22 protein-coding genes, 1 tRNA gene and 1 pseudogene are annotated in these 26,332 nt (G+C 70.2%); 16 read left to right on the forward strand and 8 right to left on the reverse strand.

The features are described from left to right. Window positions 1-49: 49 nt before the first annotated feature. From rhaS to sigJ, 6 genes are all read left to right on the forward strand, one after another. Window positions 50-1,156, forward strand: a complete 1,107-nt coding sequence (gene rhaS / locus OG390_RS46365; protein WP_406176480.1) for a rhamnose ABC transporter substrate-binding protein — start codon at window positions 50-52, stop codon at window positions 1,154-1,156. Window positions 1,157-1,203: 47 nt separating this feature from the next. Then, entirely contained in the window at window positions 1,204-1,524 is a 321-nt protein-coding gene (locus tag OG390_RS46370) for an L-rhamnose mutarotase (RefSeq protein WP_406176481.1), read from the forward strand. A gap of 16 nt (window positions 1,525-1,540) precedes the next feature. Further along, a complete protein-coding gene (locus tag OG390_RS46375) occupies window positions 1,541-2,959 on the forward strand; it encodes a BNR repeat-containing protein (protein ID WP_406176483.1) in 1,419 nt (472 codons plus the stop codon). A gap of 76 nt (window positions 2,960-3,035) precedes the next feature. After that, window positions 3,036-4,061, forward strand: a complete 1,026-nt coding sequence (locus tag OG390_RS46380; RefSeq protein ID WP_406176484.1) for a LacI family DNA-binding transcriptional regulator — start codon at window positions 3,036-3,038, stop codon at window positions 4,059-4,061. A 170-nt stretch (window positions 4,062-4,231) separates the two neighbouring features. Beyond that, window positions 4,232-5,533 (forward strand): alpha/beta fold hydrolase, encoded by a 1,302-nt coding sequence (locus OG390_RS46385; RefSeq protein ID WP_406176486.1) that lies wholly within the window; start codon window positions 4,232-4,234, stop codon window positions 5,531-5,533. A 149-nt stretch (window positions 5,534-5,682) separates the two neighbouring features. Further along, window positions 5,683-6,573: an RNA polymerase sigma factor SigJ gene (gene sigJ / locus OG390_RS46390; RefSeq protein ID WP_406176488.1), complete on the forward strand. Its 891-nt coding sequence runs from the start codon at window positions 5,683-5,685 to the stop codon at window positions 6,571-6,573. A gap of 464 nt (window positions 6,574-7,037) precedes the next feature. Here sigJ and OG390_RS46395 read toward each other — a convergent pair. Beyond that, a tRNA-Glu gene (locus OG390_RS46395) sits at window positions 7,038-7,136 on the reverse strand. A gap of 184 nt (window positions 7,137-7,320) precedes the next feature. Between OG390_RS46395 and OG390_RS46400 the strand changes: the two genes are divergently transcribed. Continuing rightward, window positions 7,321-8,175: a pentapeptide repeat-containing protein gene (locus OG390_RS46400; protein WP_406176489.1), complete on the forward strand. Its 855-nt coding sequence runs from the start codon at window positions 7,321-7,323 to the stop codon at window positions 8,173-8,175. On the opposite strand, the gene OG390_RS46405 is transcribed toward OG390_RS46400, so the two are convergent. Further along, window positions 8,137-9,621, reverse strand: a complete 1,485-nt coding sequence (locus OG390_RS46405; RefSeq protein ID WP_406176491.1) for a cytochrome P450 — start codon at window positions 9,619-9,621, stop codon at window positions 8,137-8,139. The genes OG390_RS46400 and OG390_RS46405 overlap by 39 nt on opposite strands. 108 nt (window positions 9,622-9,729) lie before the next feature. Between OG390_RS46405 and OG390_RS46410 the strand changes: the two genes are divergently transcribed. Both OG390_RS46410 and OG390_RS46415 read left to right on the forward strand, forming a co-directional pair. Then, on the forward strand, window positions 9,730-10,338 hold the full coding sequence (locus OG390_RS46410) for a TetR/AcrR family transcriptional regulator (protein ID WP_406176493.1): 609 nt from the start codon (window positions 9,730-9,732) through the stop codon (window positions 10,336-10,338). A 118-nt stretch (window positions 10,339-10,456) separates the two neighbouring features. After that, on the forward strand, window positions 10,457-11,182 hold the full coding sequence (locus OG390_RS46415; RefSeq protein ID WP_406176495.1) for a DUF2470 domain-containing protein: 726 nt from the start codon (window positions 10,457-10,459) through the stop codon (window positions 11,180-11,182). On the opposite strand, the gene OG390_RS46420 is transcribed toward OG390_RS46415, so the two are convergent. The 3 genes from OG390_RS46420 to OG390_RS46430 all read right to left on the reverse strand — a co-directional run bounded on the left by OG390_RS46420 (window position 11,150) and on the right by OG390_RS46430 (window position 14,920). Then, entirely contained in the window at window positions 11,150-12,382 is a 1,233-nt protein-coding gene (locus OG390_RS46420) for a lactonase family protein (protein WP_406176497.1), read from the reverse strand. The two genes, OG390_RS46415 and OG390_RS46420, sit on opposite strands and share 33 nt — an antisense overlap. A 114-nt stretch (window positions 12,383-12,496) precedes the next feature. Further along, a complete protein-coding gene (locus OG390_RS46425; RefSeq protein ID WP_406176499.1) occupies window positions 12,497-13,552 on the reverse strand; it encodes a hypothetical protein in 1,056 nt (351 codons plus the stop codon). Window positions 13,553-13,645: 93 nt separating this feature from the next. Further along, complete coding sequence (locus OG390_RS46430; RefSeq protein WP_406176500.1) at window positions 13,646-14,920, reverse strand: FUSC family protein; 1,275 nt, start codon at window positions 14,918-14,920, stop codon at window positions 13,646-13,648. A gap of 183 nt (window positions 14,921-15,103) precedes the next feature. Here OG390_RS46430 and OG390_RS46435 point away from each other — a divergent pair, with 183 nt between their 5' ends. Together OG390_RS46435 and OG390_RS46440 are read left to right on the forward strand one after the other, a co-directional pair. Beyond that, complete coding sequence (locus tag OG390_RS46435; protein WP_406178270.1) at window positions 15,104-15,706, forward strand: maleylpyruvate isomerase N-terminal domain-containing protein; 603 nt, start codon at window positions 15,104-15,106, stop codon at window positions 15,704-15,706. A 792-nt stretch (window positions 15,707-16,498) separates the two neighbouring features. Then, the gene (locus OG390_RS46440; protein ID WP_399086656.1) at window positions 16,499-16,753 is read left to right on the forward strand and encodes a hypothetical protein; all 255 of its coding nucleotides are present in this window, start codon (window positions 16,499-16,501) and stop codon (window positions 16,751-16,753) included. A gap of 110 nt (window positions 16,754-16,863) precedes the next feature. Here OG390_RS46440 and OG390_RS46445 read toward each other — a convergent pair. Continuing rightward, window positions 16,864-16,980 (reverse strand): annotated as a pseudogene (locus OG390_RS46445) (DUF6233 domain-containing protein); the annotation flags it as partial. Window positions 16,981-17,414: 434 nt separating this feature from the next. Between OG390_RS46445 and OG390_RS46450 the strand changes: the two are divergent. Genes OG390_RS46450 through OG390_RS46460 form a run of 3 tightly spaced genes read left to right on the forward strand, consistent with a single transcriptional unit; the run spans window position 17,415 to window position 22,466 of the window. After that, the gene (locus OG390_RS46450) at window positions 17,415-18,353 is read left to right on the forward strand and encodes an ABC transporter ATP-binding protein (RefSeq protein ID WP_406176502.1); all 939 of its coding nucleotides are present in this window, start codon (window positions 17,415-17,417) and stop codon (window positions 18,351-18,353) included. Next, window positions 18,350-19,705 carry an ABC transporter permease gene (locus OG390_RS46455; RefSeq protein ID WP_406176503.1) on the forward strand — a complete coding sequence of 452 codons (1,356 nt, stop codon included), beginning with the start codon at window positions 18,350-18,352 and terminating at the stop codon, window positions 19,703-19,705. The genes OG390_RS46450 and OG390_RS46455 overlap by 4 nt, the downstream gene beginning before the upstream one ends. Before the next feature lie 4 nt (window positions 19,706-19,709). Further along, entirely contained in the window at window positions 19,710-22,466 is a 2,757-nt protein-coding gene (locus OG390_RS46460) for an alkaline phosphatase family protein (protein ID WP_406176505.1), read from the forward strand. Between the two features lie 416 nt (window positions 22,467-22,882). Here the strand turns inward: OG390_RS46460 and OG390_RS46465 are convergent, their stop codons facing one another. Next, the gene (locus tag OG390_RS46465) at window positions 22,883-23,497 is read right to left on the reverse strand and encodes a CGNR zinc finger domain-containing protein (protein WP_406176507.1); all 615 of its coding nucleotides are present in this window, start codon (window positions 23,495-23,497) and stop codon (window positions 22,883-22,885) included. Between the two features lie 123 nt (window positions 23,498-23,620). Here OG390_RS46465 and OG390_RS46470 point away from each other — a divergent pair, with 123 nt between their 5' ends. Beyond that, on the forward strand, window positions 23,621-24,619 hold the full coding sequence (locus OG390_RS46470) for a zinc-binding alcohol dehydrogenase family protein (RefSeq protein WP_406176509.1): 999 nt from the start codon (window positions 23,621-23,623) through the stop codon (window positions 24,617-24,619). A 70-nt stretch (window positions 24,620-24,689) separates the two neighbouring features. Here OG390_RS46470 and OG390_RS46475 read toward each other — a convergent pair whose 3' ends face one another. Then, window positions 24,690-25,397 carry an ANTAR domain-containing protein gene (locus tag OG390_RS46475; RefSeq protein WP_406176511.1) on the reverse strand — a complete coding sequence of 236 codons (708 nt, stop codon included), beginning with the start codon at window positions 25,395-25,397 and terminating at the stop codon, window positions 24,690-24,692. A 133-nt stretch (window positions 25,398-25,530) separates the two neighbouring features. On the opposite strand from OG390_RS46475, the gene OG390_RS46480 reads away from it, so the two are divergent. Then, complete coding sequence (locus tag OG390_RS46480; RefSeq protein ID WP_406176513.1) at window positions 25,531-25,902, forward strand: helix-turn-helix transcriptional regulator; 372 nt, start codon at window positions 25,531-25,533, stop codon at window positions 25,900-25,902. Window positions 25,903-26,332: the final 430 nt, after the last annotated feature.

The raw sequence follows: 26,332 nt of genomic DNA on the forward strand, positions 1-26,332 counted from the left end.
TGCCCGCCCTGTAACTCCCTCCGCTCCCCGTCGTAAAGGACCTTCCGTCATGCGCAAGTCATCGATCCGCCGTACCTGCGCGGCGCTCGCCGCCGTCACCTCGCTCGCCCTGGCCGCCACCGCCTGCGGCGGCACCACCAAGAACGACGTCAAGGACTCGGGCGGGTCCAACGCCGCCGCCGGCAAGGCCGACCCCAACGCCGCCACCAAGAAGGGCCTGACCGTCGGCTTCCTGCCCAAGCAGGTCAACAACCCGTACTTCACCTCCGCCGACAAGGGCGGCGAGAAGGCCCTGACGGAGCTGGGGTCCAAGTACAAGGAGGTCGGCCCGAGCAGTGCCACCGACACCTCCGGCCAGGTGAGTTACGTCAACACGCTCACCCAGCAGCAGGTCGACGCGATGGCGGTATCCGCACAGGACCCGGGCGCCCTGTGCACCGCGCTCAAGCAGGCCATGACGAACAAGATCAAGGTCGTCACCTACGACTCCGACACCAGGACCGACTGCCGCAACGCCTTCGTCTCGCAGGCCAGCGCCGAGGACCTGGGCCGCACCGAGGTGCAACTGCTCGCCGAACAGATCGGCTACAAGCTCGCCGAACAGATCGGCTACAAGGGGGAGATCGCGATCCTGTCCGCCGCGCAGACCGCGACGAACCAGAACACCTGGATCGACTTCATGAAGGACGAGCTGAAGGACCCCAAGTACAAGAACATCAAGCTGGTCAAGGTCGCATACGGCAACGACGACGCCCAGCAGTCCTTCCAGCAGACCCAGGGCCTGCTCCAGGAGCACCCGAACCTCAAGGGGATCATCTCCCCGACCACCGTCGGCATCAAGGCGGCCGCCCAGTATCTGTCCGGCTCGAAGTACAAGGGCAAGGTCAAGCTGACCGGCCTCGGCACCCCCAACGACATGCGCAAGTACGTCAAGAACGGCACCGTCGAGGGCTTCGAGCTCTGGGACCCGGCGAAGCTCGGCGAGCTGGCCGCGCGTACCGCCGTGGCGCTGTCCTCCGGGCAGATCACCGGCAAGGAGGGCGAGACCTTCAAGGCCGGTGACATGGGCTCCTTCACCATCGGCAAGGACGGCGTGATCAACCTGGGCAAGCCGACCGTCTTCAACGCGAAGAACATCGACCAGTTCAACTTCTGACGGTTCGACCACTGGCAGTTCGGCTTCCAGACCCCGGAGGGTCTTTGATGCAGCGGGTGTGCTTTCTGCTGAAGGTCCGTGCGGATCGCCTCGACGAGTACCGCGAGCGGCACGCCGCCGTGTGGCCCGAGATGCTGCAAGCGCTCTCGGCCACCGGCTGGCACAACTACTCGCTGTTCCTGCGCGAGGACGGCCTGCTGGTCGGCTACTTGGAGACCGAGGACTTCGCGGCCGCACAGGCCGGCATGGAGGCAACCGACATCAATGCCCGTTGGCAGACGGAGATGGCGCCGTTCTTCGAGTCACTGGACGGCGCCAGACCCGACGAGGCCCTGAAGCCCCTCACCGAAGTCTTCCACCTCGCCTGACCAGGAGCTCCGCACGATGAGACGACGCACACTGCTCACGACGGCACTGCTGGGCGCGGTGGCCGGCCCCGGTCTGGGAGCCGGTACGGCGCGGGCGGCCGACCCCGGCCCGTCCGTCACATTGACCGGCACCACTCAACTCGACGCCCAGACCCTGTTCTTCGTGTCCTACGACGGCCTGGTCAACAACAACTCGTTCCAGAAGAACGGGCTGTTGACCTACAAGGGCTACCAGTACGCGGCCTGGTACACCACGGACCGCAGCGCCGTCGTCGCCCGCCGGGCGCTCGGCGCGTCCAGCTGGTCCACGGTCACTCTCGCCCACCAGCTCAAGAGCTCCGACTCGCACAACGTGATCTCCATGGGCGTATCGAGGACCGACGGCCGGCTGCACCTCAACATGGACTCGCACAGCGACGGCTTCTTCTACGTGAAGTCGATGGCCGGGCTGCTCGACAACGCCCCGGCGTGGACGTCGGCGGTCTTCGGCGCCGTACGGACCACCCTCGACGGGCTCGCGCTCACGACGCAGTTCACCTACCCGCAGTTCGTCTCGACCCCGGAAGGCAGGCTCCAGCTCAGCTATCGCGTCGGGATCTCCGGAAACGGTCGCAACGCCCTGGCGGAGTACGACGGTTCGTCCTGGACCGCGCTCGGCGAGTGGTCCAGCTCCACCGGGACGTACGCCAGCTCGCACGGCTCCAGCACCGCCCGCAACATGTATCTGCACGGCATCGACTACGACATCAACGGCCGACTGCACTCCTTCTTCACCTGGCGTGAGCAGAACGGCGCCGTGATGTGCAACAGCGGCGGCATCACCAATCACGACACGGGCTACGTCTACTCCACCGACCGCGGCCGCACCTGGCGCAACGACGCGGGCACCCTGGTCGGCACCACCGGAAGCTCGGACACGGTCGCCGTCACCGACGCGGGACTCGTCGTCGACTCCCTCAACCCCGACCACTCCCTCATGAACCAGGAGAGCCAGGCCACCGACTCCACCGGCCTGCCGCACGCGATCATCAGCTACGTGCCCGGCCGCTTCGGCCAGTGCACCACCAACTACGTCACCGACCGGACGACCAACGGCCGCGCCTTCCACGTCCGCAAGAACTCCTCGGGCACCTGGACCAAGACCGAGATCCCGGTCGCCCTGAACTCCAGCCAGCGCACCAAGCTGGTCCTCGACACGTACGACAACGCCTACGCGATCATGCCGTTCGGCCGGATCGCCGGCGCCTCGAAGTCCTCCGGGTACACCGACTGGACGCTGCTGTACGACGGCAGCGCTCTGAACGCCTTCGGCGAGGTCGTGATCGATGAGACCCGGGTCTCGCAGGATGGAATTCTCTCGTTCATGTACCAGGAGAAGTCCAGCGGTACGACGCCCTCGCCGCTCCATGTCGTCGACTTCCGGCTGCCCGCATGAGCATCGGCTTCGCCCCTGGCGCGGGTAATGTGATGGCCTGCCTGCCGCTTCTCGTTCCCCTGGAGGTTCCCGCCTGATGGCCCAGTCGGTGGGTATCAAGGACGTCGCCCGTGCCGCCGGAGTCTCCGTCGGCACGGTGTCGAACGTGATCAACCGCCCCGACACAGTCGCCTCCGGGACTCGGGCCCGCGTGCTGTCCGCGATCGACCGGCTCGGCTACGTGCGCAGCGAGTCGGCGCGTCAGCTGCGGGCGGGGCGCAGCCGGATCATGGGCCTGCTCGTCCTCGACATGGGCAACCCGTTCTTCGTGGACGTGGCGCGCGGCGCCGAGCGCGCCGCGCGGGACGCCGGGCTCGGCGTGATGGTCTGCAACAGCGCGCAGAGTTCGAGCGAGGAGGCCGACTATCTGTCGCTCTTCGCCGAGCAGCGAGTGCGCGGAGTGCTGCTGACGCCCACCGACGCGAGCGGGCGCAACATCGAGGCGTTCCGCCGCAACGGCATTCCCTTCGTGCTGGTCGACCGGGTAGCCGATGGCACCACCGAGTGTTCGGTCTCGGTCGACGACGTGGCGGGCGGCGCGCTGGCCGTACGGCACCTCGTGGACGCCGGTCACCGTTCCATCGCCTACGTCAGCGGGCCGCCCGGGCTGAACCAGGTCAGGGACCGCCGCACGGGCGCCCTGAACGCCCTGGCCGAGGCGGGGCTCGGCCCGGACAGCCTGCGCGAGCTGCCCACCGAGCGTCTCGACGTGGCCGCGGGGCGCGACGCCGGGGCCCGGCTCCTCGGTCTCGCCGAGCGCCCGACCGCCGTCTTCTGTGCCAACGACCTGCTCGCGCTCGGCGTCCTGCAGGCCATGTACGCGGCGGGGGTCGACGTGCCCGACGACCTCGCGATCGTCGGCTACGACGACATCGAGTTCGCGGCCGCCGCGGCCGTCCCGCTCACCTCCGTACGTCAGCCCGCCGTGACCATGGGCGCCCTCGCCGCCGAACTGCTCCTGGAGGAGATCGGGACGGAGACCACGCCCGCGCCGCACGAACACCAGCGGGTCGTGCTTCAGCCGGAACTGGTGGTGCGCCGCTCCAGTCTGTCGGCGCGCTGAGCGACTGTTCAGTTCCTGCCGGCGGGGCGCGCTGAGCGGCTGTTCAGTTCCTGTCGACAGGGCGGGCTGAGCCGCTGTTCAGTAGATTTTCTTGATCCCGGGCGCCGCAGCCTGCGGAACATGTGCTCAACTGGGACGCAGCCTGGAATCCGTTCGTCTCGGGAGCCCTGTTGACCGTCAGCTACCACCAGCCCGGTGTCGTCCTCACCGACCACCGCTTCACCGTGCCCCTCGACCACGACGACCCGGCGGGGGAGAGCATCGAGCTCTTCGCCCGCGAGGTCGTCGCGAGCGACAAGGCACAGCAGGACCTCCCCTGGCTGGTCTACCTCCAAGGCGGCCCTGGCTTCGGCGCCAACCGCTTCGTCGGCAAGCAGGCCTGGCTCGGCCGCGCGCTGACGGAGTTCCGGGTGCTGCTCCTCGACCAGCGCGGCACCGGCCACTCCACGCCCGCCAACCGGCAGACTCTTCCGCTGCGCGGCGGCCCGCGCGAACAGGCCGACTACCTCGCGCACTTCCGCGCCGACTCCATCGTCCGCGACTGCGAGGCCATCCGGCCCCGGCTCACCGGCGGCGCCCCCTGGACCGTACTCGGCCAGAGCTTCGGCGGCTTCTGCACGGTGCACTACCTGTCCACCGCGCCGCAGGGGCTGCGCGCCGCCGTCATCACCGGCGGCCTGCCCTCGCTCGACGGGCACGCCGACGACGTCTACCGCGCGGCGTATCCCCGCATCGAGCGCAAGGTCGCCGCGCACTACGCGCGCTATCCGCAGGACGTCGAGCGGGCCCGCCAGATCGCGGAGTACCTCCTGCAGCACGAGCCGGTCCTCAATAGCGGCTACCGCCTGACCGTCGAGGCCTTTCAGTCGCTCGGCATCGTCCTCGGCGGCAGCGAGGGCAGCCACCGGCTGCACTACCTCCTGGAGGAGGCCTTCGTCCGCGCCCCGCAGGGTCCGGCCCTCTCCGATGCCTTCCAGGAGGACGTCCAGGGCCTCCTCTCGTACGCGGGCCACCCCCTGTACGCGCTCGTCCACGAGGCCTGCTACGCCCAGGGCGACCGTCCCACCGCCTGGTCCGCCGAACGGGTACGCGCCGAGTTCCCGCAGTTCGACGCGGCCAAAGCCCTCACGGACGACGGACCGCTGCTGTTCACCGGCGAGTCCGTGCACCCCTGGACGTTCGAGACCGACCCGGCGCTGCGCCCCCTGCGCGAGACGGCCGAGGAACTGGCCGCCCGGTCCGACTGGCGGCCGCTGTACGACCCCGCCCGCCTCGCCGCCAACGAGGTGCCGGTCGCCGCGGCGGTCTACCACGACGACATGTACGTCGACGCCGAGCACTCCCTGCGCACCGCGCGCGCCATCCGGGGGCTGCGCACCTGGGTGACGGACGAGTTCGAGCACGACGGTGTACGGGCCGGGGGGCCGCGTGTACTGGACCGGTTGCTGGCGTTGACGCGCGACGAGGTCTGAGATCTCCGAGCCCCCGCTAGACCCTGACCTCGGACGAATCGCGCGAGGGATACGGGGCGAAAGGCGCCCGCCGCGTGCCTCGCTTCCAGGGGAAGTGACCGGCATGTTTTGATCGGTCACTGTTCTGCACGACGGAGGATGGGGGACCGATGCACGACAGTGAACTCCTCGCGGACCGGTTCGAAGCACACCGCGGCCAGTTGAGAGCGGTGGCCTACCGGATGCTCGGTTCGCTCGGCGAGGCGGACGACGCTGTCCAGGAGGCCTGGCTGAAGCTCAGCCGCACCGACGCCGACGAGGTCAGGAACCTCGGAGGCTGGCTGACCACCGTGGTCGGCCGGGTGTGCCTGGACATGCTGCGCTCGCGCACGTCACGCCGTGAGGAGCCCATGGACTCCTTCGTCCCGGACCCGGTCGTCAGTCCCCTGGCGCGGATCGACCCCGAGCAGGAGGTGCTGCTGGCCGATTCGGTCGGGCTCGCCCTCCTCGTGGTCCTGGAGACTCTGGAACCCGCCGAGCGGCTCGCGTTCGTGCTGCACGACATGTTCGCGGTGCCCTTCGACGACATCGCGCCCGTCGTCGGCCGTTCCTCCGCCGCGACCCGCCAGCTCGCCAGCCGGGCCCGCCGCCGGGTGCAGGGAGCCGCGCCGGAGCCCGAGCGCGACGTCACCCGGCAGAAGCAGGTCCTCGACGCGTTCCTCGCGGCCTCGCGCGGCGGGGACTTCGAGGCCCTCGTCTCCGTCCTCGACCCCGACGTCGTGCTGCGCGCCGACTCCGGCCCGCTCGTCGGCGGAGCGGCCGCCTCCAAGGTGGTCCGTGGCGCGGCGGCCGTCGCTCGACAGGCGCTCACCTTCGCGCGGTTCGCGGCGTCCTCGCGGCTCGTGCTGGTCAACGGCGAGGTGGGCGTCGTCGCCACCATCGACGGACAGCCCATGTCGGTCATGGGTGTCACCGTCGCCGACGGGAAGATCGTCGCCCTGCACATCCTGGCCGACCCGGAGCGGCTCGCGCGGCTCGACCTCGGGGAGCTGGGCGTCTGACCTTCAGCCGGTGAAGGGCCCTCGCTCGAGCTGGTCCCGCACCGGTAGAACCGGCGGGCTGACGCCCCCCTGCGCTGCCAGTTCGCACCGTCCACCACCAGGGTGTTGGCCGAAAGCCCAAGTACGTCCAGTACGAGGGCTTCCGGCAGGCACTCCCCCAGCCTTCGGCCCGGGGGGACCCCCAGAGCACGCACTGGACGCCGCTCCTTGACGCGCAAACGTTGCCTGCCGCGGCACTAGCGCGGGAGTCAACGGCACAAGGCATCGTCCAGTGCCGCCGGCGGCTACAGTGGCCGCCGGTCGGGCCGTACGGCGTGCTCGGGTGCGGCGGGCTGAGCCGGCCGGTAAGACGGACGAAGCCGCCCACCTGGATCCCCCGTGGTGAGCGGCTCGCGACCGGGTGTTCAGAGATCGGGATCGGCGGCGGCAACGTAAGCGTCCTGGGCCACTGGACGACACCGGCCTGGGCCGGCGGCGGGATTCGAACCCGCGTTGCTCTCTTGAGAGGAGAAGTAGCCGCAACCTGCGCACCTGAACAGGGTTCACCGTAGCGGCGGCAGCCCTGCGGGGCACCCGATTTTTGCCGCCGTGGTGACGCCCTGCTCGGTCCACAGTCGTCCCGCCGTGCCACCTTCGGATCGCTCCTTCCAGCGGATGCCGGAGCGGGCAAGGATCACCCCGACAATGGTAGGGACCAATGCGTCGGCCCAGTTCAGGCCGCCCCTCCCGGCTCAGTACGCTGGGGTCATGCAAGAAGACAGCGGAACAGTCCAGGGTCGGCTCCTCGATCTGCGGGCCGACTGCGGATCGTGCTTCGGGCTGTGCTGTGTCGCTCTGCCCTTCGCACGCTCGGCGGACTTCGCCATCGACAAGGACGCCGGGAAGCCCTGCCCGAACCTGGAGACCGACTTCCGGTGCGGCATCCACACGCGGCTGCGGCAGAAGGGCTTCACGGGCTGCACGGTGTACGACTGCTTCGGCGCCGGGCAGAAGGTCTCCCAGGTCACCTTCGGAGGTGCGGACTGGCGGTCGGGCTCACGGGAGCACGCCCGGCAGATGTTCGACGTGTTTGCGGTCGTACGCCGGCTCCATGAACTGCTCTGGTACCTGAACGAGGCGCTGACGCTTCCCGCCGCCCGCCCGGTACACGACGACGTCCGCCGCGCCCTCGGCACGACGGAGCGGCTCACCCGCCAAACCCCCGAAGGGCTCGCGGAGTTGGACGTGGCCGCGCACCGGCAGGAGGTCAATGTGCTGCTGCTGCGCACCAGTGAACTCGTGCGCGCGGGAGCCGGCCGCGGAAAGAAGGGCCGTCCCAAGGACCGTCGCGGCGCCGACCTCATGGGTGCCCGTCTCAAGGGCGCCGACCTGCGCGGCGCCGACCTGCGCGGCGCCTACCTCATCGCCGCCGATCTGACCGGCGCCGATCTGCGCGGCGCGGACCTGATCGGCGCCGACCTGCGCGACACCGACCTCACGGACGCCGATCTGACCGGTGCCTTCTTCCTGACCCAGCCCCAGCTGAACGCGGCCCGGGGGAGCGCCGGCACCAGGCTGCCGGAGTCAGTCACCCGTCCGGGCCACTGGGCGGGGCCGCACTGAGTCCGGGGCCGGCGCGCGGCGTTCGAGGTGCAGGCGCAGCCCCTCCGGCATCAGCGTCAGCCGCTCGGTCACCCGCAGCCGGTAGTCCGGGTCGGCCCGCAGCTCATAGCGGCGCAGCAGCAGCCCGAGGACCAGCGTCGCCTCGTGCAGCGCGAACTGGCGCCCGATGCAGGCCCGCGCCCCGGTGCCGAACGGCTTGAAGGTGTGCGCGGGCCGGGCCCGCACCGCCTTCGCGTCGAAGTGGTCCGGGTCGAACTCCTCGGCATCGGCGCCCCACACCTGCGGATCCCGGTGCAGCATCGCCGCCAGGACCAGCGCCCAGGCTCCCTGGCGCATGGGGTGGACGCCGCCCAGCACGGTGTCCTGCCGGGCCTCGCGAGCGAAGCCCGGAGCCGTCGGCCACAGCCGCAGCGACTCGTCGAGGACCCGGCGGACATAGCGCAGCTTGGCGACCTGGTCGTAGCCGGGCCGGTCCGTGTCGCCCCAGACGCGCTCGACCTCGTCCCGGGCGCGCTCGGCGACGTCCGGGTGCCGGGAGAGGTAGTGCAGGGCGAAGGAGAGCGCCCCGGACGTCGTCTCGTGGCCGGCGATCAGGAAGGTGATGACCTGGCGGCGGATGTTCTCCGGCGCCAGTCGTTCCCCGGTGTCCGGGTGGGCGGTCTCCAGCATCCGGTCGAGCAAGTCCCCGTCCCCGCTTGAGGATTGGCGGGACCGCACCACCGCGTCGACCGTGCGATTGAGATACGCCATGTCCGACTCGTTGCGGCGGGCGGCGCCGCGCATGAGCAGCGGAGCGAGCGGCGCGGGCACGGCGTTGAGGCGCTGCGCGTACGTCAGGGTGCCCACCATCGCGTTCACGAAGGGATGCGGCCGGGAGCGCTCGAAGGAACCGAAGTCATGCCCGAAGCCGGTCCGGGCGATCGTCTCCAACGTCAGCTTCGTCATGTCGCCGGCCACGTCCACGCTGCGCCCCGCCGCCTGCCCCCGGTCCCAGCGGTCCGTCAGCCGCTCGGTCACGTCCAACATCATCGGGTGGTAGCCCTCCATGGCCTCACGGCTGAAGCCGGGGGCCAGGACGTCGTGCGCCAGCTGCCAGTTGGGCTCGTGGTTGTACGCAGTGAACAGGCCGTCCCCGGCCACCGGCCGGAGATTGGCGACCCCCAGGCCCACATGCTTCGCGAACCGCGACTCGTCCGCCAGCTCGGCCGCGAGATCCGCGCCCCAGGCGAAGACGATCTCCTTGCCGAAGGCCTTGCGCCGGAAGATCGGCCCGAGCGCGCGGCCGAAGCGCATCGAGTCCTGGACCGGCGAACGGACATTGACGCCGAGCACATCGCCGATCAGCGGGACACGACGCGGTGGATGCGGAATGCGATGCAGCTCCGGCCAGCCCAGCTCCGCGCTCCGGAAGCCCTTGGGCAGTGCGGCCACTGTCGTCTCCGCCATGACGCCATCTCCTTCGTGCCTGGGGCAGGTCGAATCTGTTGTACGCGGGTTCAATAACGCTTTTCAGTCTCGTCCCGTTGTTGAACCCACGTCAAGTAGAGTGCGGGCATGGCCGGGAAACAGGGGGAGCGCCCGCGTCGGCGGCTCAGCACCGAGGAGCGCCGGGAGCAGTTGCTGTCGGTCGGGGCCTGCCTGTTCTCGGAGAGCCCGTACGACGACGTGTGGATCGAGCAGGTCGCCGAGATCGCCGGAGTCTCGCGCGGGCTGCTCTATCACTACTTTCCGACGAAACGGGACTTCTTCGCGGCCGTCGTCGAGCGTGAGAGCAAGAGGATGCTGCGGATGACCGCGGCTGTGCCCGGAATTCCGGTCCGTGAGCAGCTCGGCGCGGGCCTCGACACCTTCCTCGGATACGTCGAGGAGCACGCGCACGGCTTCCGCGCCTTCCATCGCGCCGACGCGGCGGGCGACCAGGCCGTGCGCAAGGTCTATCGGCAGGCGCTGGCCGCCCAGGAGCGGCAGATACTCGAGGCGCTCGCCGCGGACCCCGAGCTCGGCTGGGCGCCGGAGGACCGCCCCGAACTCCGGATCGCCGTCCGGGGATGGCTGGCCTTCACCACGGCCGTGTGCCTGGAGTGGCTCAGAGGGGCGGAGCTGACCCGGGAGCAGGTGCGCGATCTGTGCGCGCGGGCGCTGCTGGGCGCGATCACACCCTGAGCCGGCTCCCGATCGACGGGACGCAGGCTGAACAGGGCACTCACGGGGTGGCGAGGCGTGGTTGGCGTGCACCAGGATCTTCGATAGGTTAGGCAAGCCTTACCTAAGGAGGAATCTGATGGGTGACCGTCACACCTGGACGGCCGCGCCCGCCGCGGCGGAACGTGCCCGCTCGGTAATCGCCGCGGCATGGTCCTGGGCGGTGACCGCGGAGGGCGGCCGGGAGGAGTTCGTCGGCGCGCACACCGTCGCCGCGGACGGCCGGGTGCTCCTGCACGTGCCGGAGGACAGCGTGCTGCTCACAGTGGCGATCTGCGCGCCGCGCGGCGAGCCCTCCGCCGTCCTCGAGTTCGCCGATGTCGCGCCCGTTCCGCTGCGCAACCGGATCCGCGCCCGGCTGTGGCTCGCCGGCTGGTTCACCCCCGAGGACGGACACCTGGCGTTCCGGCCGACGCGCGCGGTGCTGCGCCAACCGTCCGGGACGGTCGTGCTCGACCTCGACGAGTTCGCCGACGCCCGGCCCGACCCGCTCGCGACGGCTGAGGCCACACTGCTGACCCACCTCGCCGACGCCCACCCGGACGCGGTCGAGCGGCTCACCCGCCTCGTCGAACCGGACAGCCTGCACGGCGCGGTGCGCGTCCGGCCCCTCGCCGTCGACCGCCACGGCCTCACCCTGCGCATCGAGCGGGCGCGCGGCAACGGCGACGTGCGCCTGCCCTTCCACGCACCCGCCGACGATGTCGCCGAGCTCACGGAGCGCATGCACGTCCTGCTCGCGCAGGCCGCAGCGGCCACCTGCCCCCGCGCCCTACAGCGGCAGCGCACAGACAGCGACGGGTGAGGCGAACGGCGCGCCCGCGAGTCGGAGTCCGCCGCTCTTGTCGTCCACATGGAAGACGCTGACCGTGCTCGACTTCTGGTTGGCGGCGAACAGCAGCCGCCCGTCCGGCGAGAACGCGATGTGGCGCGGGAAGTCGCCGCCCACCGGCACGGTGTCCAGGAGCCTCAGACGGGCGCCGTCCGCCTCGACCGCGTAGCGCGTGAGGCTGTTGTGGCCGCGGTTGGCGAGGTAGGCGTACGCCCCGTTCGACGTCACCAGGAACTGTGCGGGGTAACTCGTGCCCGCACCCGTGCCCGTGGACTGCGCCTCGCCCGGAGTGAGGCGCCCGGTCGCCGGGTCGTAGGCGCAGACCGCCACCGTGTTGTCGACCTCGAGGGCGAGGTAGGCGTAGCGGCCGCCAGGGTGGAACGTGAGATGGCGCGGGCCCGCGCCCGGCCGCGTATGCGCCTGGGAGACCTCGGTGAGCGTGCCCTTGGACCGGTCGAGGCGGTACGTATAGACGGTATCGGTGCCCAGGTCGACGGCGAGTACATGGCCGCCGTCGGGGCTGGTGATGAACTGGTGGGCGTGCGGGCCGTCCTGGCCCGGGCCGGGCGGCGGACTGGAGTGCGTGACCAGATCGGTGCGCTCGCCGAGCGCGCCCGAGGCGTCGATGGGGTGTACGGCGACACTGCCCGAGCCGTAGTTCGCGCTCAGCAGCCAGCGCCCACTCGGATGCACGGACAGATGGCAGGGCGCTGCGCCACCGGTTCCACGGGTGCCGAGCACCTTGTTCTTCGGAAGCCGGACGGCCGTCACCCCGCCCTCCTGCCGCTCATTGACGGCGTACAGCGTGCGGCCGTCCGGATGCAGCGCGAGATACGACGGGTCGCCGACTCCCGTGATCGTGCCGGCGGCGGTGATCCGGCCCGTCGTGGGGTCGTAGGTGGCGCGGCCGATGCCGGTGCCACCGCCGTCGACCGAGGTGTACGTGCCGAGGTACAGCGGGCGGGGTCCGGATCGGTGGGCAGGGGAGGGGGAGGGGCTTGCTGTCGGTGCCGGGGGCGCTGTCGGTGTCGCGGACGCGGCTGCGGGGTCCGCCCGGGGCGTGGCCGGTGCCGGCACCGTCGTCACCGCGACGGCTCCCGCCAGCGCCCCGACGAAGCGGCGCCTGGTCCAGCCGCCGCCCGAGCCTCGCGCCGGTTCTGCACCACTGCTCATGCCTGCACCTCGGGTGTCGGTTGCCTCGGCTGTGACAGCCACCTTGGCCTGCGGCACCCACAGAGTGCAAGAACGGCAACAGCCGTTGCAGATGACGCAACGGCTGGGCGTCGATTACCAGTCACCGTCCTCGACCGGCTTGCCCGGTGCGTCTTTGAGCGGCTTCACCTGGTGGGGCGAGGGCTGCTGCCAGGGCTCGTGGTCGTCGCCGAGCCAGTCGCCGACCGGCTGCACCGAGCCCAGCGTGTCCGTCGGGGCCAGGTCGGTGGCGTCCTGGTCGTAGTAGTCGAACCAGGGGAGCCCGGCCCGGGTGTAGGCCGCACGGTCCACCGGGGACGGCGGGGGCGCCTCACCGGTGATACGGCGCCACTCCGGGGGCGTCACGAGATGGACGAACACGCGCCCGGCCGGCTCCTTGGCCCAGGCCCGCAGCGGCCGGTCGTCCCGGTAGATCTCCTGGCGCATCGAACCGCCGACGCCGAGGCCCATCGCCGGAGCGCTCCGGCGGGGCACGCTCGGAGCGCCCGCGGAGGCCGGAGCGGCACCGGGCGCGGGCGGAGCCGCTGCCATGGGGAACGCGGCGCCGTAGCCCCCCACGGGCATGCGCGTCAGCTCCTCCGCCCTGCGGCGCTCCGCCTCACGCCACGCGGCCAGTTCCCCATCGTTGAGCGGGAAGGACTGCAGCTGTACGCCGCCCCACACCTCCTCGCCGGTGACCTGGCCCTCCACGGTGGCACCCAGCCCCAGGGGCACCGCCACGAACTGGCGGACGGTTCCCTTCCCGGAGTTGATGCCGTCGAGCCACGGCTGGCGCGGTAGCACCACATAGTTCTGCGGGTCCCGGCTGAGCCGGGAACTCCACTTCTTGCCCGACACCGCGCACACCTTGCCCACGCCGACCTGCAGGGTGGCCGGCTCCGACGTCCCGGCGAAACTCAGCCACATGGCCTCGCGCAGATACACCGGCAGCATCACGCCACCACGCGCCCGCCATTCGGCGGGCACCGTGTCCGTGTAGTCCTCGACGCGCCGGATCGGGAAGTCGCCCAGTCCCGGAGGGAGCGCGTGCGTGCCGGTCTCGGGCAGCCGCAGGGTCCGCTTGAACCGCACCTGCACCCCGCCCGGCAGCCGCAGCGTGTCTCCGTCGATCCGTACGGTGCCCTCGGTCATCCGCCCGCCCCCTCGTCGTATCGCTGTCGTCGACGCCGCGGCCATGCCCCGACGTCGGACCACTTCTTCGGACTACTCCCTTGTACCGCTTCCTCACGTAGAACGACGAGGAGCGGCAGGGCGGTTCCGAACGCGGCGCAGCCGATCCGGGAGGCGCAGGTACTGGCGCAGGTGCCGGCGCACACGGGTGAGACGCGGTCGGCGCTCGCGCTCTTCGCGGGTGGCGCGGTCCAGCTCCTCCAGGAGCCGGCGGGTGCGGTGCTCGGTGTCGAGCTCGTCGATGATGCGGTTGACCTCCGTCAGGACGGCGCCGTGCAGCTGCCACTGACGGGCGTCCCGCTGGATGTCTTCGAGGAAGAGCTGGGCCAGCTTGTCCCGGGTGGCGGCCGCCGTGGTGAGTTCCGCGCTGAGCCGTGCCTCGGCCGACGCGGCGCTCTGGCTCACGTCGGTGGTCACCAGGACGGCGAAGCTGACGATGGCGTCTGCGACCTCGGACAGCAGCTGCTCCAGGGTGGCCCCGGCCTGCGGTTCGAACAGCGGCTGGGGTTCACGTTCCTTGGCGAGATCGGTGAGGCTGCGCGCGAGAACCCGCAGGACCACCGTGCAGATCTCCAGCGTGTCGAGGCCGGTGCGCAGCACGACCCGGTACAGCAGACCCTCGCGCACGCGTGGGTTGAGTTTGAGGCTGTCCTCGGCCTGCCGCAGCGCCGCGTCCACCGCGACGATGTCGTGGTCGAGCCGGCGCGCCTCGTGCAGCCGCTCGGCCGCCAGCTGGAAGGGGGTGCGGCCCGCGGCCTCCTCACCGATCCGCAGCATCAACTGCCGCGTCCGGCGCGCCAGATCCTCGATGGACTGACCGGCTTCGCTCACCCACACCGGAGGCGGGAACACGAGGTTGGCGCCGAGCCCCACGACGGCCCCGATCAGTGTTTCCACCACCCGCGCCCAAGCCGTGTCGCCGACTCGGGTGACGCCGAGGACCAGCATGGCGCTGATCGCCACTTCGGGCACGAACTCGTCGACCCGTACAAGATGCCCGACCGCCAGCGAGGCCAGGATGATCAAGGCGAGGCTCCACCAGGTCAGACCCACGAGGCTGCTGAAGCCGATGGCGATGACGACCCCGGTCACCACCGAGTTCACGCGCCGGATACTGGTGGTGATCGTGGCGTACAGGGTGACCTGCACGACCAGCAGTGCGGTGAGGGGCGCGGTGAGCGGCGCGGGCTCGGGGCTGAGGTGCAGAGCGACGACGTACGCGATCGTCGCGGCGGCCGTCGACCTGATGGTCTGGACGACCACCGGCTCGCGGTGCCGCTTCACGAGCTGGGCGACCGATGTCGCCCATTCCTCACGTACCTCTCGCATCCTTGGGCTTTTCCCGTTCCACAGCTGTACCGAACGTATTTATTGAGGACCGTATCTGTCCGCAAGCCCCCTGGATTGTCCTTATCAGCCGACAGGCGCCAGGAGGGGACCAGGGTGGACAACGTCGAGGGCATCGCATTGCTGACGCGGGCGCACACCTACCTGCGCGAGGTGGTCGCGGCTGTGCCGGAGGAGGCGTGGGGTTCGCCGACGCCGTGCAGTGAGTGGACGGTACGCCAGGTGCTCAACCACGCGCGACTCGATCAGCAGGCGTACGGCGCCGCGATCACCGGCGTCGGCCGGCCCGACTCGGACCCCTTCCAGCCGGCCGACCTGCTGGACGCCGGCGCACGGGCAGCGCTCGACAAGGTGCTGCGGGACGTCGAGGACACCTACGCGGCCCTGCCCGCCGGCGCCGAGGAGGTGGCGACGCCGCTGGGGCCGCTGCCGCCGCGTCCATGGCGCCCGCCGCGGCGGGCGCCATGGACGCGGCCGTGCACGCTTGGGACATCGCCGTCGCGACGGGCCAGGACGCGTCCCTGGACGAGGAGTTGGCCGAGGGCATCTGGGCAGCCGCCGAGCGGCTCGTCGATCATCTGCGGAACTCGTACGGGGTGTTCGCCCCCGCGCGCGAGGTGCCCGAGGGCTGCAGCCGGGCCGTCTCTTCGACCAGCTCGTGGCCTGGGACCCGGAGCGGTAGGACGTGACGGTGCGTCAGCCCTCCGCCCCGAGGGCATGCCTTCGGCCAACGGCTACCACCACGCCGTGGCGGCTCGGGTGCGCTGATCGCGATCTCCGGCCAGGTCCCCCTGGATGCCTCGGGCCAGGCCGACTCACCGCTCCAGGGCAGTGTGCCGGCACCCTGGTTCCGGGGCGAGGGCGACGCCCTGACCGTGCTCGCCGAGCCGTAGGCAGGTCCACCTCTGCCTCTGCCGGCCCGGCCGCATGTGCTCCGGAACCGCATGGACCGGCGACAAAGACGCAGCGCTGAGGCGGGACCATCGCCCGCCTCACTGCTTGTCTCAGGATGAGGTGCGCAGGCATCGACATGACCGACGACGGACGTATGCGCCGGCTGACCGTTCGCCTTCCCCCGCCGTACGTGAGTCGACTCTTCGAGGCGTAGCAACAAGGCGCCGGTGACCGGCAGTTGCGGGACATCGTCGCCGATGGGCTGCGAGCTCCCACGCAGCGCAGCACACAGCCGATGCCGAGGCCGATCAGGAACGGTGTCCAGGCCAGGCCAGTCGTCGTCTTGCGCCGGGCCGCTCCCGGCGGTCATCGGGTTTCGCCGAGTAACTGTCATGGGCGTGCTCAACCGGCCTGGATCGCAAGGAGTACGGACTTGACCAGTCGAGCGGCAGCTCTCTCCACGCACGCCGCATCGCGTCTTGGGCCGGCCGTCCGGCCCGGTCATCAGCAGACGCCGCCATTCGGACCACCGGCTGGCCCCTTCCAGTGATTGCCGCACGACGCGCGAGCGAAGCACAGGTCGCAGGGGTAGGGCGTCTGCGCAGCAGATGCCCCGGACTCGTGAGGAGATCAGCCGTGTACGCAGCCGTCAGACGATACGAAGGGGTGACCGATCCGGCTGAGGCCGGGCGTCGGGTGAACGAGGGATTCGTGCCGCTCATCCGTCAGATCCCCGGTCTCCTGGCCTACTACTGGGTCGACGCCGGGAACGGAGTCATGCTCTCGACCAGCGTCTTCGAAAGTGAGGCAGGGGCCGAGGAATCAATCAAGAAGGCGGCGGTTTTCGTGCGGGACAACCTCGTTTCGCTGCTCCCCAACCCTCCCCAGGTCATGTCCGGCCAGGTTGTGGCTTCCGCATAGCGAAGCAGCTCAGGCCACCGAGCAGATGCTGCGTGTCGCCGACGGCACGCGGACGGCATGCCCGGCGAGCGGTGGCGTGCCTCCTCCAGGTACCCGCGCGCTCTGTCCGGACGGCACTGTGGGCACGCGTCCGCCCCTTCGGCGAGTGCCCGGAGTGCCTGGTCCCGCTCGACTCCTTTGCTGCACTCGCCTGCCATGTGGCATCCGCCGACGTGGACGTACGCGGCGGGGGAGTGCCCGTCGAGTCAGTCCTCGATGAGCCAGTCGGGCTCGGGTGGCCAGGCGTCGATGTCGCGCTGCCGTTCTGGCCGCCGGCGTTCTTCGTCCGCGGTCCACCGCCGGGTGTGTTCGAGGTCGCCTTGCTGTGCAAGTGCTGGAGGCCAGGAAGGCGCCGAACCGGCCGCGTTCGACGCTGTTGCGGCGCCCGCACAGGGCGCCGCAGGCGTGCTTCGCGTCGATAGCGCGTCAAATTGCGGGCCACGGTGCTTCGTACGGACTCGGTGCCTCCCAGGGTTGCCCAAGTCTGGCTGGATGCCGGCGGTTTTGTGCCCGCGGACTTGCCGACGCTTTGACGATCCGTTCCATGCGCGTTCAACCAGCCGTCTGTGCCTGCGTTGTGTGTCGTCCCTAAGGTCCCTGAGAGTTTTGAAAGAAGGGGCTCATGGACACACTCCTCGCAGTCCAGGCTCGCGGGATCACCAAGCGTTTCGGCGACGTCGTCGCACTCGACGGCGTCGATCTGGATGTGGCGCAGGGGCAGATCCACGGCTTGGTCGGACCGAATGGCGCCGGCAAGACGACATTGCTCGGTCTCCTGCTGGGCCTGGCCGTCGCCGACAGCGGCCGCCTCGAGATCCTGGGTACGCCGGTCAGGCGGGCGCTCGCCGCTCCCGACGGTGTCACCGGCTTCGTGGACGGCCCCGGCCTCTACCCCTCGCTCACCGCCAGGCAGAACCTTGCCGCGCTGGCCGCTCTCCGCGGCGACGACGCGCGGACAGCGAGGGTCGACGACGTGCTCGACCAGGTCGGGCTCACCGATGTCGCCGACGACCAGGCCCGCGGCTTCTCCCTCGGCATGCGTCAACGGCTCGGGCTCGCCGCCGCCTTGCTCACCAAGCCCCGGCTGCTCGTGCTCGACGAACCTTCCAACGGCCTCGACCCGGCCGGCAAAAGACACGTACACGGTGTCCTCACCCGGCTCGCGGCGGACGGCACCAGCGTCGTGCTCTCCAGCCACCGCATGGACGACCTCCAGGCACTGTGCGCCGAGGTCACCATCGTTGCCACCGGACGGGTCGTCTTCTCCGGCCCGCTGAGCAAACTGGCCGCCGAGAACGGTGAACTCGACTACCGGCTGCTCACCTCCGACCCGGCGGCCGCCCGCCGGCTCGCTGCCGACACGGCCGGGATCCGGGTCGTCGACGACGCCGGGGTACGGCACGACGCCGAGGTGCTCGTCGTGCGCGCGCTGGTGCCCGCCCTCGACGAACTGGTGGTGCGGCTCGTGCACGCGGGCATCGCGTTGCGCGAGCTCGCCCCCGTGGTGTCCCCACTCGAAGCCGCGTTCCTCTCCCTCACCGAGCAGGAGGCCGGCCGATGACCGCGACCATCGCGGACGACAACGTTGCCGTAACCCGCCGCGTCTCGGTTCCGCGCGGCTACCGCTTCGAGCTGGTCAAGCTGGTCTCGCAATGGCGGATCCGCTTGCTGGTCCTCGCCTGCTGGATCGCCCCGGCGCTCTTCGTCGCCGCGGTGAGCCGGCAGAGCACGCTCCCCGTCGATACCCTCTTCGGCCGCTGGATGCACGCCACGGGGTGGGCCGGACCGCTGGTGATGCTCGGATTCGCGGGCACCTGGGCGCTCCCGCTGCTGACCTCGGTGGTCGCCGGCGACGTGTTCGCCTCCGAGGACCGGCTCGGCACCTGGCGCCACCTGCTTGTGGCGGTCCGGTCACCTCGACGGATCTTCGCAGCGAAGGCGCTGGCGAGCCTCACCGTCATCCTGCTGCTCGTGGCCGGCCTGGCCTGTTCCAGCGCGGCCGGCGGGGTCGCGGCGGTCGGCAACCAGCAGCTGGTAGGCCTCGACGGCCACTTGCTGACCCCGGCGGCCGCGGCCGGTGAGGTCCTGCTCGCCTGGGTCTGCGTACTCGCCCCGACCCTGGCCCTCGCCGCGATCGGACTGCTCGGGTCCGTCACGCTGGGGCGGTCCCCGATGGGACTGCTGCTGCCGATGCTCGTCGCGCTCGCGATGCAGCTCGCCCAGATGATGCCGCTGCCCGTCGCCGTACGCCTCGCCCTGCCCAGCTACGCCTTCATCGCCTGGAGCGGTCTGTTCACCAGCCCGGCACAGCTCGGCCCGCTCCTGATCGGCATCGTGGTCAGCCTGCTGTGGGCCGTGACCGCGACAGTGCTGGCCTACGCGCTTTTCGTGCGGCGCGACTTCACTAACCTGACCTACGACGGCTCGGGGCGCCGCGCGGTCACCGCCGGAGTCCTGCCGCTCGTCGGGCTGGTCGCCGTGACGGTCGCGGTCGTCGCCGCGGCGACCGGGGCCACGAACTCCGGGATCGAGCAGGACAAGGTGCAGCGCTCGGTGGCCACGGCATTCGCCCACCTCTATCGCCTGCAGACCGAGCAGCTCAATCGCCCCGACGTCACAGAAGCGGAGCTGAAGGCCACGGCGACGTGCGACAAGGGAAGCGTCAAGGTCGCCGCCGAGGGCCCGGGCAACGACTGGCGCTGCGTCATCTCCTGGCATCTGCCCGACGTCGAGGCCGTAGGAACGGCCATCTACCAGCTCGACCTCACCCCAGACGGTCGATTCATGGCCGATGGCGACGGACCGAAGGAAGTGAACGGCTACTTCCTGGTGCGCACCTCGACCGGGGACGCACCGAACCCGCTGTGGCAGTTCGACGGCAACGTCGACCTCCTCGCCACCCCGAAGGGATAACTCAATGCAGGTAACCCGCCGCCGCCGGCGTGTTGAGAAGGACCGATTCGGCCTTCTAGGCAGACGCATCGGTGGCCGGATACCACTGATGACGGCAGGCATCACCGCACTTGCCCTCGTCGCCGCCGGTGCCGCCTTTGCCCAGACGCACCAGTTCGGCACCGACCAGGTCGGCCAGATCACCGATCAGGGTCAGGTCGTCTCCAGCGACCAGTACATCGCCCCGTACGGCGACCGCCTCGTTGTCAACAACGGCAAGATCATGTCGTCCTCGGTCAGCCCGGACGGCACCCATGTCGCGGCCTCGGTCACCGACGGCGGGGCGGCGCTGTCCATCGTGGACCTGAAGAGCTGGAAGGTGCAGCAGCTCGTCAGCAACTCCGCGTCGTCGACCCCGCGCATCAGCAACAAAAGCGTGGGCCAGGAAGGCCCCACGTACTCGCCCGACGGTTCGCAGCTGTGGCTCGGCCAGACCGACGGCTACACCAGGTTCACCGTGAACCCGGACGGCAGCGTCGCCGACCCGACGACCGTCACCATCCCTGCGGACGGCGCCAAGCACGCGCTGGTCGGCGAGGCGGTGTTCTCGCCCGACGGCTCCACCGTGTACTCCGCGGTCAACGGCCAGAACCGGGTGGTCGCCATCGACGCGGCGACCGGGGCCATCAAGCAGAGCTGGGCTGTCGGCAACGCCCCGCGCGACATGACCGTGGTCGGCACCAAGCTCTACGTCAGCAACGAGGGCGGGCGCCCGGCGAAGGCCGGCGACACCACCATCAACTCGTACGGCACCCAGGTGCCGGCCGACCCGAAGACGGCTGCCACCACCACCGGCACGGTCAGCGTCATCGACCTGGCGGACCCGGCTGCTGCCGTCTCGAGCATCGACGTCGGTCTGCACCCGACCGCCCTGTACGCCAAGAACGGGGCGCTGTTCGTCACCAACACCGCCACCAACGACGTGTCGGTCATCAACACCTCCACCGACAAGGTCGTGCAGACCATCGCCACCCAGCCGTGGCCGGAGGCGTCGGTGGGCTACGAGCCCGACGCGGTGACCCTCACCGACGACGGGCACCTGCTGGTGACGCTCGGTCGCGCCAACGCGGTCGCCGTCTACCGGTACAAGTCCCCACAGGAGCCGGTCAGTTACGTCGGACTGCTGCCGACGGACTACTTCCCCGCGGAGATCGCCACCGTCGGCAAGCAGGTGCTGGTCTCCAACACCCGTGGTATCGACGCCCGCCGCCCCACCAACAACGCCGGGCACGGCACCCACGACACGACGTCGAGCGTGCAGCGGTTCACGCTGCCGGACGACAGCGTCATCAGGTCCGAGACGGCCAAGGTCTTCAAGCAGAACGGCTGGAGTCGCGGCTCGGTCTCGCTGAACGAGGGCAAGAACAAGGCGAAGCCGGTGCCGGTCCCACAGCGGCTCGGCGAGCCCTCGACGATCAAGCACGTCTTCCTGCTCGTCAAGGAGAACAGGACCTACGACCAGGTCTTCGGGGACGTCTCGCAGGGCAATGGCGACCCGTCGCTGGCGCAGTTCGGCGAGAACGTGACGCCCAACCAGCACGCGCTGGCCAAGCAGTTCGGGCTGTACGACAACACGTACGACATCGGCACGAACTCTGCCGAGGGTCACAACTGGCTGATGCAGGCCGACGACCCGGAGTACACCGAGTCCTCTGCCGGTGAGTACGCGCGCAGCTACGACACCGAGGACGACGCTCTCGGCCACCAGCGGACAGGCTTCATCTGGACCGGCGCGCAGGCGGCCGGCAAATCCGTGCGCGACTTCGGCGAGTTCCAGCAGTTCCTGACGAAGCCGTCCGGCGCGAGCTGGCAGAACCTGTACTGCGACTCCAAGAACATGGAGGCGACCGGGCAGGACACCGCCTACACGCTGAACTCGTCCTCGCCGATCCCGTCGCTCAACGACGTGTCGGTGCACGGCTTCCCGAAGTTCGACACCAGTGTCCCGGACATGTACCGGTACGAGATCTGGAAGCGTGATTTCGAGAAGAACGGCCCATCGAACCTGAACATGTTCTGGCTCTCCAGCGACCACACCGGTGGTCCGGCGAACGCGGCCGCTCAGGTCGCGGACAACGACCTCGCGACCGGCAGGATCGTCGACGAGATCTCGCACAGCAAATACTGGAAGGACTCCGCGATCTTCGTGGTCGAGGACGACTCGCAGGCCGGCCTCGACCACGTCGACGGCCACCGCGCCCCGATCCAGATCATCAGCCCCTGGGCCCGGCACGGCACTGTCGACAGCCACTACTACTCGCAGATCACGATGATCCGGACCATCGAGCAGATCCTCGGGGTCCACCCGATGAACCAGAAGGACAGCGCGGCCAGCCCGATGCGTGGGGCGTTCACCCGGCACGCGGACTTCACGCCGTTCAAGGCGCTGCCCAACCGGACCTCGCTGACCGACGGCCTCAAGACCCCGCCTGCCTGCGGCCTGGACACCCCGGCGCCGCAGGACCCCAATGCGGCGGCCGTGCCGTCGGCGAAGGTGCCGGCGGACAAGCACGCGCTCGCCGCGAAGTGGGAGAACTGGAAGTCGAAGCAGCGGCTCACCGGGCCCAACGCCATTCCCGACTTCGCGAACCCCGCGCAGATGAACCACTTCACGTGGTACCAGACGCACGAGTGGAAGAAGCCGTACCCCGGCGAGGACAAGATCTTCGCGCCGGATGACGTGCCGGGCGCGTACATCCCGTCATCGGAGTCCGACGGCTGACCCGGACGAATCGCGTCAAGGGGCCCCTGGCCGGCGTCACCGCCGGCCAGGGGCCCCTTCTGTTCCTGCTCGGCACATATCGCCACGGTGGGGCGCAGTCCTCGTCGCCTCCCTGCGGGACAGCCTCGGCTCGGCGTGTGTGAGTGTGGGCCTCACTTCGACTGTGGCTCGTTCAACGCCACGGGCCCGGACGGCAAGATGGAGCGCTTCAGCCCGGGGCCGGCGGGCGCCGGAACCAACGAGCACACCCTGGACGGCGTGCGGTACCGCGACTACGGGGTCGATCTGCGCACGGCCCGGTCACCGGCCGCTGACTGACTGACCAAGGCCAGGTCCACCCGCAGCATCGGCATCGACCACCCGGACAGGCCGTACGACATCGCGCTCGCCCCGAGCCGCGACATCCTCATCCACCTTCACCGGGTGGAGGCGGCGCGGCTGCGGGACCGGTAACCGGCTACTTTCGCGAGGTTGCCGCAGCGGTCCATGGAGCACCAGCGACGGCGGCGGGCCTGGGAGTCGTCCAGGAAGAGCAGTGAGCAGTCGGGGTTCCCGCACTCCTTGACCCTGGCCAGCAGGGGGCCGGCGACCAGCAGGACAGCGTCCCGGGCCACGGTCGCCAGGGTTGCCGGGGAGGGCCGCGCGGCCCTCCAACGCAGGAGCGACCGCGGGCCGCCGTCCGGCTCACCGAGCTGGGGGGCGAGGTCGGGACGGGCGGCGGCTTCGTTGACCTGCGCGACATCGGCCGGGTTCAGGGGGTCTCCGTCCATCGCGGCGCGTACGAGGCGGTACAGGGACTCGCGCAGCGTGCGGGCGTAGGCCAGATCGCCCTCGGTGACCGGCACTCGCGCGTCGTCCGCCCCGGCGAGCAGACCGGCCTCGCCGATCCAGCGGGCGAGGGCGTCCGGGTCGGGGAGCCGTTCGAAGGGCCGACCGGTGTGGCGCTTGCCGAGCGTGGCGACGAAGTCCAGGCAGGGGCGGCCGCCGATGAAGGGGAACGCCGCCATCGGGTCCGGGGCGGGGCTGGTCATGTCCCGAGCTTAGCGCTTGACACCGGTTCATGCGGTGTCGCACCGTGACACCTGTTGAACCGGTGTCACTGCTCCAGCGTGTGGAGCGTGCTCCGGCGTCGCCAGGAGAGAGCGGGTACAGGTATGCGTGCGGTGCGGATCGACGAGTTCGGTGGGCCCGAGGTGCTGGTGCCGGTGGAGGTGCCCGATCCGGTCGCGGGCCCCGGCCAGGTGCTGGTGAAGGTCGCGGCAGCGGGCGTGAACCGGGCGGACGCGCTGATCCGTGCCGGGGTGTACCACCGGGCCGGACGGCCACCGCTGATACCGGGTGTCGAGGCGGCCGGAATCGTCGCCGCGGTGGGGGAGGGGGTGGCCGGTATCAGTGTCGGGCAGCGGGTCATGGCCCTGGACGGAGTGAACGCCCCCGGCTTCTACGCCGAGTTGGCCGTCGTGCCGGCCGGGCAGGTGACGGTCCTGCCGGACGCCGTGGACCTGACGGAGGCCGCGACCCTGCCCGTCGCCTGGCTCTCCGCCTGGTACTGCCTGCGCCGTCTGGCCAAGGTGACCAAGGACGACACCGTGGTGGTGAAGGCCGCCGCGAGCGGGGTCGGCAGCGCGGCAGTGCAGATCGCCGCCGAGGCCGGCGCGCGGGTGATCGCGGTCGCCGGTTCACCGGAGAAGACCGCCTGGGCCGCCGAACTGGGCGCCCACGTCACCCTGGACACCTCGGCGCACCCCGACGACGCGGAGGTCGAGGAGGTGCTGCGGCTGACCGAGGGGCGCGGCGCCGACGTCGTGCTCGACACCGTCGGCGGCCGTGCCTTCGGGCGGAGCCTGCGCGAGATCGGGCACGGCGGGCGGGTGGTTGCCCTCGCCAATGTCGCGCTGGAGCCGAGCACCGTCGACACCCGCGACTTCTACCCGAAGAACGCGGCCGTCCTCGGCTTCCAGCTCACCGATCTGCAGATCCACGGCTACGACCCCCGAGCGGACCTGCGGGAGTTGGCCGGGCGGGTCGCGGCCGGCACATACCGCGTACCGGTCGAGACGGTGCTTCCGCTGGACCAGGCGCGCGCGGCCCACGAGCGCCTGGAGCGACGCGACAACCGGGGCAAGATCGTGCTCGCCGTCGGGGAGGGCTGACAGGGCCGGGCGTGGAGATTCGGCATCGCCGGGCGTCGGGAGTCGACACCGAGGAGAGTCGTCGCCGCGCTCAGCCCTGAACGCCCGAGAGCGGCGCCGGGGATGTGCTGTGATCGGCGACCGCCGCGGCGAACTGCTGTTGCTGCGGCTCGGGCAGCGGGTCGCCGTTGACGCTGTTCACCAAGTTCTGGGCCACGTGTCGCAGTTTGGTGTTGGTGCGCTGGGAGACGGTGACCAGGACCTTCCATGCGGCCTCGGCGCTCAGGGCGAAGGTGGCCATCAGGACGCCGCGGGCCAGGTCGATGACGGGGCGGGTCTGCATGGCCTGCCGCAGCTGGAGGAGTTCGATGCGCAGGTCCTGATCGGCATCCTCGTACTGCGCGTCCTCGTTCGTCCAGGCGAACAGGGGGCGCGTGTGAGTGAGATCGAGCAGCCTCTCGACCGAGGCGCCGGCGGTGCGGATGCCGAGGCTCTTGGCGTCCGCCAGCGCACGCCTGCGCATACGCAGCAGGACGTTGAGCCCCGAGCAGTCGCAGAACTCGACTCCGCCCAGATCGAGATCCACGCCGCTGACGGAGCCGACGAGCGCGTCGCGCAGGGCGCTCTGCAACATCTGTTCGGTGTCGATGTCGAGGTCGCCGGACACCACGACCAGCACGCGGTCGTCTTCCGGGTACGTCTCGATCTGCAGCCATGGCTGCAGATGCTCACTCGTCGAGGCGCCCGCAGCGCAGGCGACAGCCTCTCCGCTCGTGAGGGAAAGCGCACGTTCTGACATGGCAGCCGCTCCCGAGGCATCAGCCCGTCTCCACTTCCTCCAGGCTCTGCCACGGGCGCGTCACCCGTCAAGGGATACATGAAATTTATTTCACCCTTTTGTTTTCGTGAATGGCGCACCATATCCTGGCTCCATGGGTGGAGTACCGGAGACACACACAGGCTGGACGTTCCTCACCAACCACGCGCGCGTGCTGGCCGCGATCGCAGAGGACGCCAACATCCGGATCCGAGACATGGCGGTGCGCTGCCGGCTCACCGAGCGGGCCGTCCAGAAGATCATTTCCGATCTGGAGCAGGAGGGCTATCTCTCCCACACCCGGCAGGGACGCTCCAACACCTACAGCATCGATCCCGGGGCCTTCCTCCGGCACCCGGCTGAGGCCGGTCTCACCGTGACGGACCTCCTCGGCGTCCTCGCCCGGCACGACGCGCAACGCGGCGACCAGCCCCAGCAGTTGCACACGGCACCTCCCCAGGCGCGCCGGGCCGCATCCGATCGGTGAAGCCCGGCCGCGCTCACGAGAGCCCGCCGGGAAGTCCATCCAGCACCGCTTCCTGCACTGGTCGCAGGTGAGCGCGGGCTGACCCGCCGCCGGCGTCACTCTCTCTGCGGGTCTGCTGGATCTTCCTTTTGAGGCTTGCGGCGTCTGCTGGATCTTGGCGAGGGGCTCGGCAGGGACCTTGAAGTTCGCGAACGGCATGTCGATCTCTCTCCACGGTGAGTGGGGGCCAGGGCGGGAATCGGCGCTGTCGGGTCGACGTCGTCGCCGTGCCCCGCCGTCCCCTCCACCATCAACCGGTATGGCGTCCCCAGCCAGGGCTGCGCCCACCCCAGGGCAGTCATCCCCTGGCTCGGACTTCGCTCCGACGGGTGACGATGGGGGAGTGAGTGAACCTTCCCGAACTCGCTGCGCCTGACGACGATGAGCGCGA

The organism is Streptomyces sp. NBC_00996 (genome assembly GCF_045162675.1).
GTDB lineage: Bacteria > Actinomycetota > Actinomycetes > Streptomycetales > Streptomycetaceae > Streptomyces.

What these genes read in the sequence shown, in the direction of transcription:
- rhaS (WP_406176480.1), top strand. Translation starts at nt 50, where the DNA reads ATGCGCAAGTCATCGATCCGCCGTACCTGCGCGGCGCTCGCCGCCGTC.
- OG390_RS46370 (WP_406176481.1), top strand. Translation starts at nt 1,204, where the DNA reads ATGCAGCGGGTGTGCTTTCTGCTGAAGGTCCGTGCGGATCGCCTCGAC.
- OG390_RS46375 (WP_406176483.1), top strand. Translation starts at nt 1,541, where the DNA reads ATGAGACGACGCACACTGCTCACGACGGCACTGCTGGGCGCGGTGGCC.
- OG390_RS46380 (WP_406176484.1), top strand. Translation starts at nt 3,036, where the DNA reads ATGGCCCAGTCGGTGGGTATCAAGGACGTCGCCCGTGCCGCCGGAGTC.
- sigJ (WP_406176488.1), top strand. Translation starts at nt 5,683, where the DNA reads ATGCACGACAGTGAACTCCTCGCGGACCGGTTCGAAGCACACCGCGGC.
- OG390_RS46400 (WP_406176489.1), top strand. Translation starts at nt 7,321, where the DNA reads ATGCAAGAAGACAGCGGAACAGTCCAGGGTCGGCTCCTCGATCTGCGG.
- OG390_RS46405 (WP_406176491.1), bottom strand. Translation starts at nt 9,621, where the DNA reads ATGGCGGAGACGACAGTGGCCGCACTGCCCAAGGGCTTCCGGAGCGCG.
- OG390_RS46410 (WP_406176493.1), top strand. Translation starts at nt 9,730, where the DNA reads ATGGCCGGGAAACAGGGGGAGCGCCCGCGTCGGCGGCTCAGCACCGAG.
- OG390_RS46415 (WP_406176495.1), top strand. Translation starts at nt 10,457, where the DNA reads ATGGGTGACCGTCACACCTGGACGGCCGCGCCCGCCGCGGCGGAACGT.
- OG390_RS46420 (WP_406176497.1), bottom strand. Translation starts at nt 12,382, where the DNA reads ATGAGCAGTGGTGCAGAACCGGCGCGAGGCTCGGGCGGCGGCTGGACC.
- OG390_RS46425 (WP_406176499.1), bottom strand. Translation starts at nt 13,552, where the DNA reads ATGACCGAGGGCACCGTACGGATCGACGGAGACACGCTGCGGCTGCCG.
- OG390_RS46430 (WP_406176500.1), bottom strand. Translation starts at nt 14,920, where the DNA reads ATGCGAGAGGTACGTGAGGAATGGGCGACATCGGTCGCCCAGCTCGTG.
- OG390_RS46450 (WP_406176502.1), top strand. Translation starts at nt 17,415, where the DNA reads ATGGACACACTCCTCGCAGTCCAGGCTCGCGGGATCACCAAGCGTTTC.
- OG390_RS46455 (WP_406176503.1), top strand. Translation starts at nt 18,350, where the DNA reads ATGACCGCGACCATCGCGGACGACAACGTTGCCGTAACCCGCCGCGTC.
- OG390_RS46460 (WP_406176505.1), top strand. Translation starts at nt 19,710, where the DNA reads ATGCAGGTAACCCGCCGCCGCCGGCGTGTTGAGAAGGACCGATTCGGC.
- OG390_RS46465 (WP_406176507.1), bottom strand. Translation starts at nt 23,497, where the DNA reads ATGACCAGCCCCGCCCCGGACCCGATGGCGGCGTTCCCCTTCATCGGC.
- OG390_RS46470 (WP_406176509.1), top strand. Translation starts at nt 23,621, where the DNA reads ATGCGTGCGGTGCGGATCGACGAGTTCGGTGGGCCCGAGGTGCTGGTG.
- OG390_RS46475 (WP_406176511.1), bottom strand. Translation starts at nt 25,397, where the DNA reads ATGTCAGAACGTGCGCTTTCCCTCACGAGCGGAGAGGCTGTCGCCTGC.
- OG390_RS46480 (WP_406176513.1), top strand. Translation starts at nt 25,531, where the DNA reads ATGGGTGGAGTACCGGAGACACACACAGGCTGGACGTTCCTCACCAAC.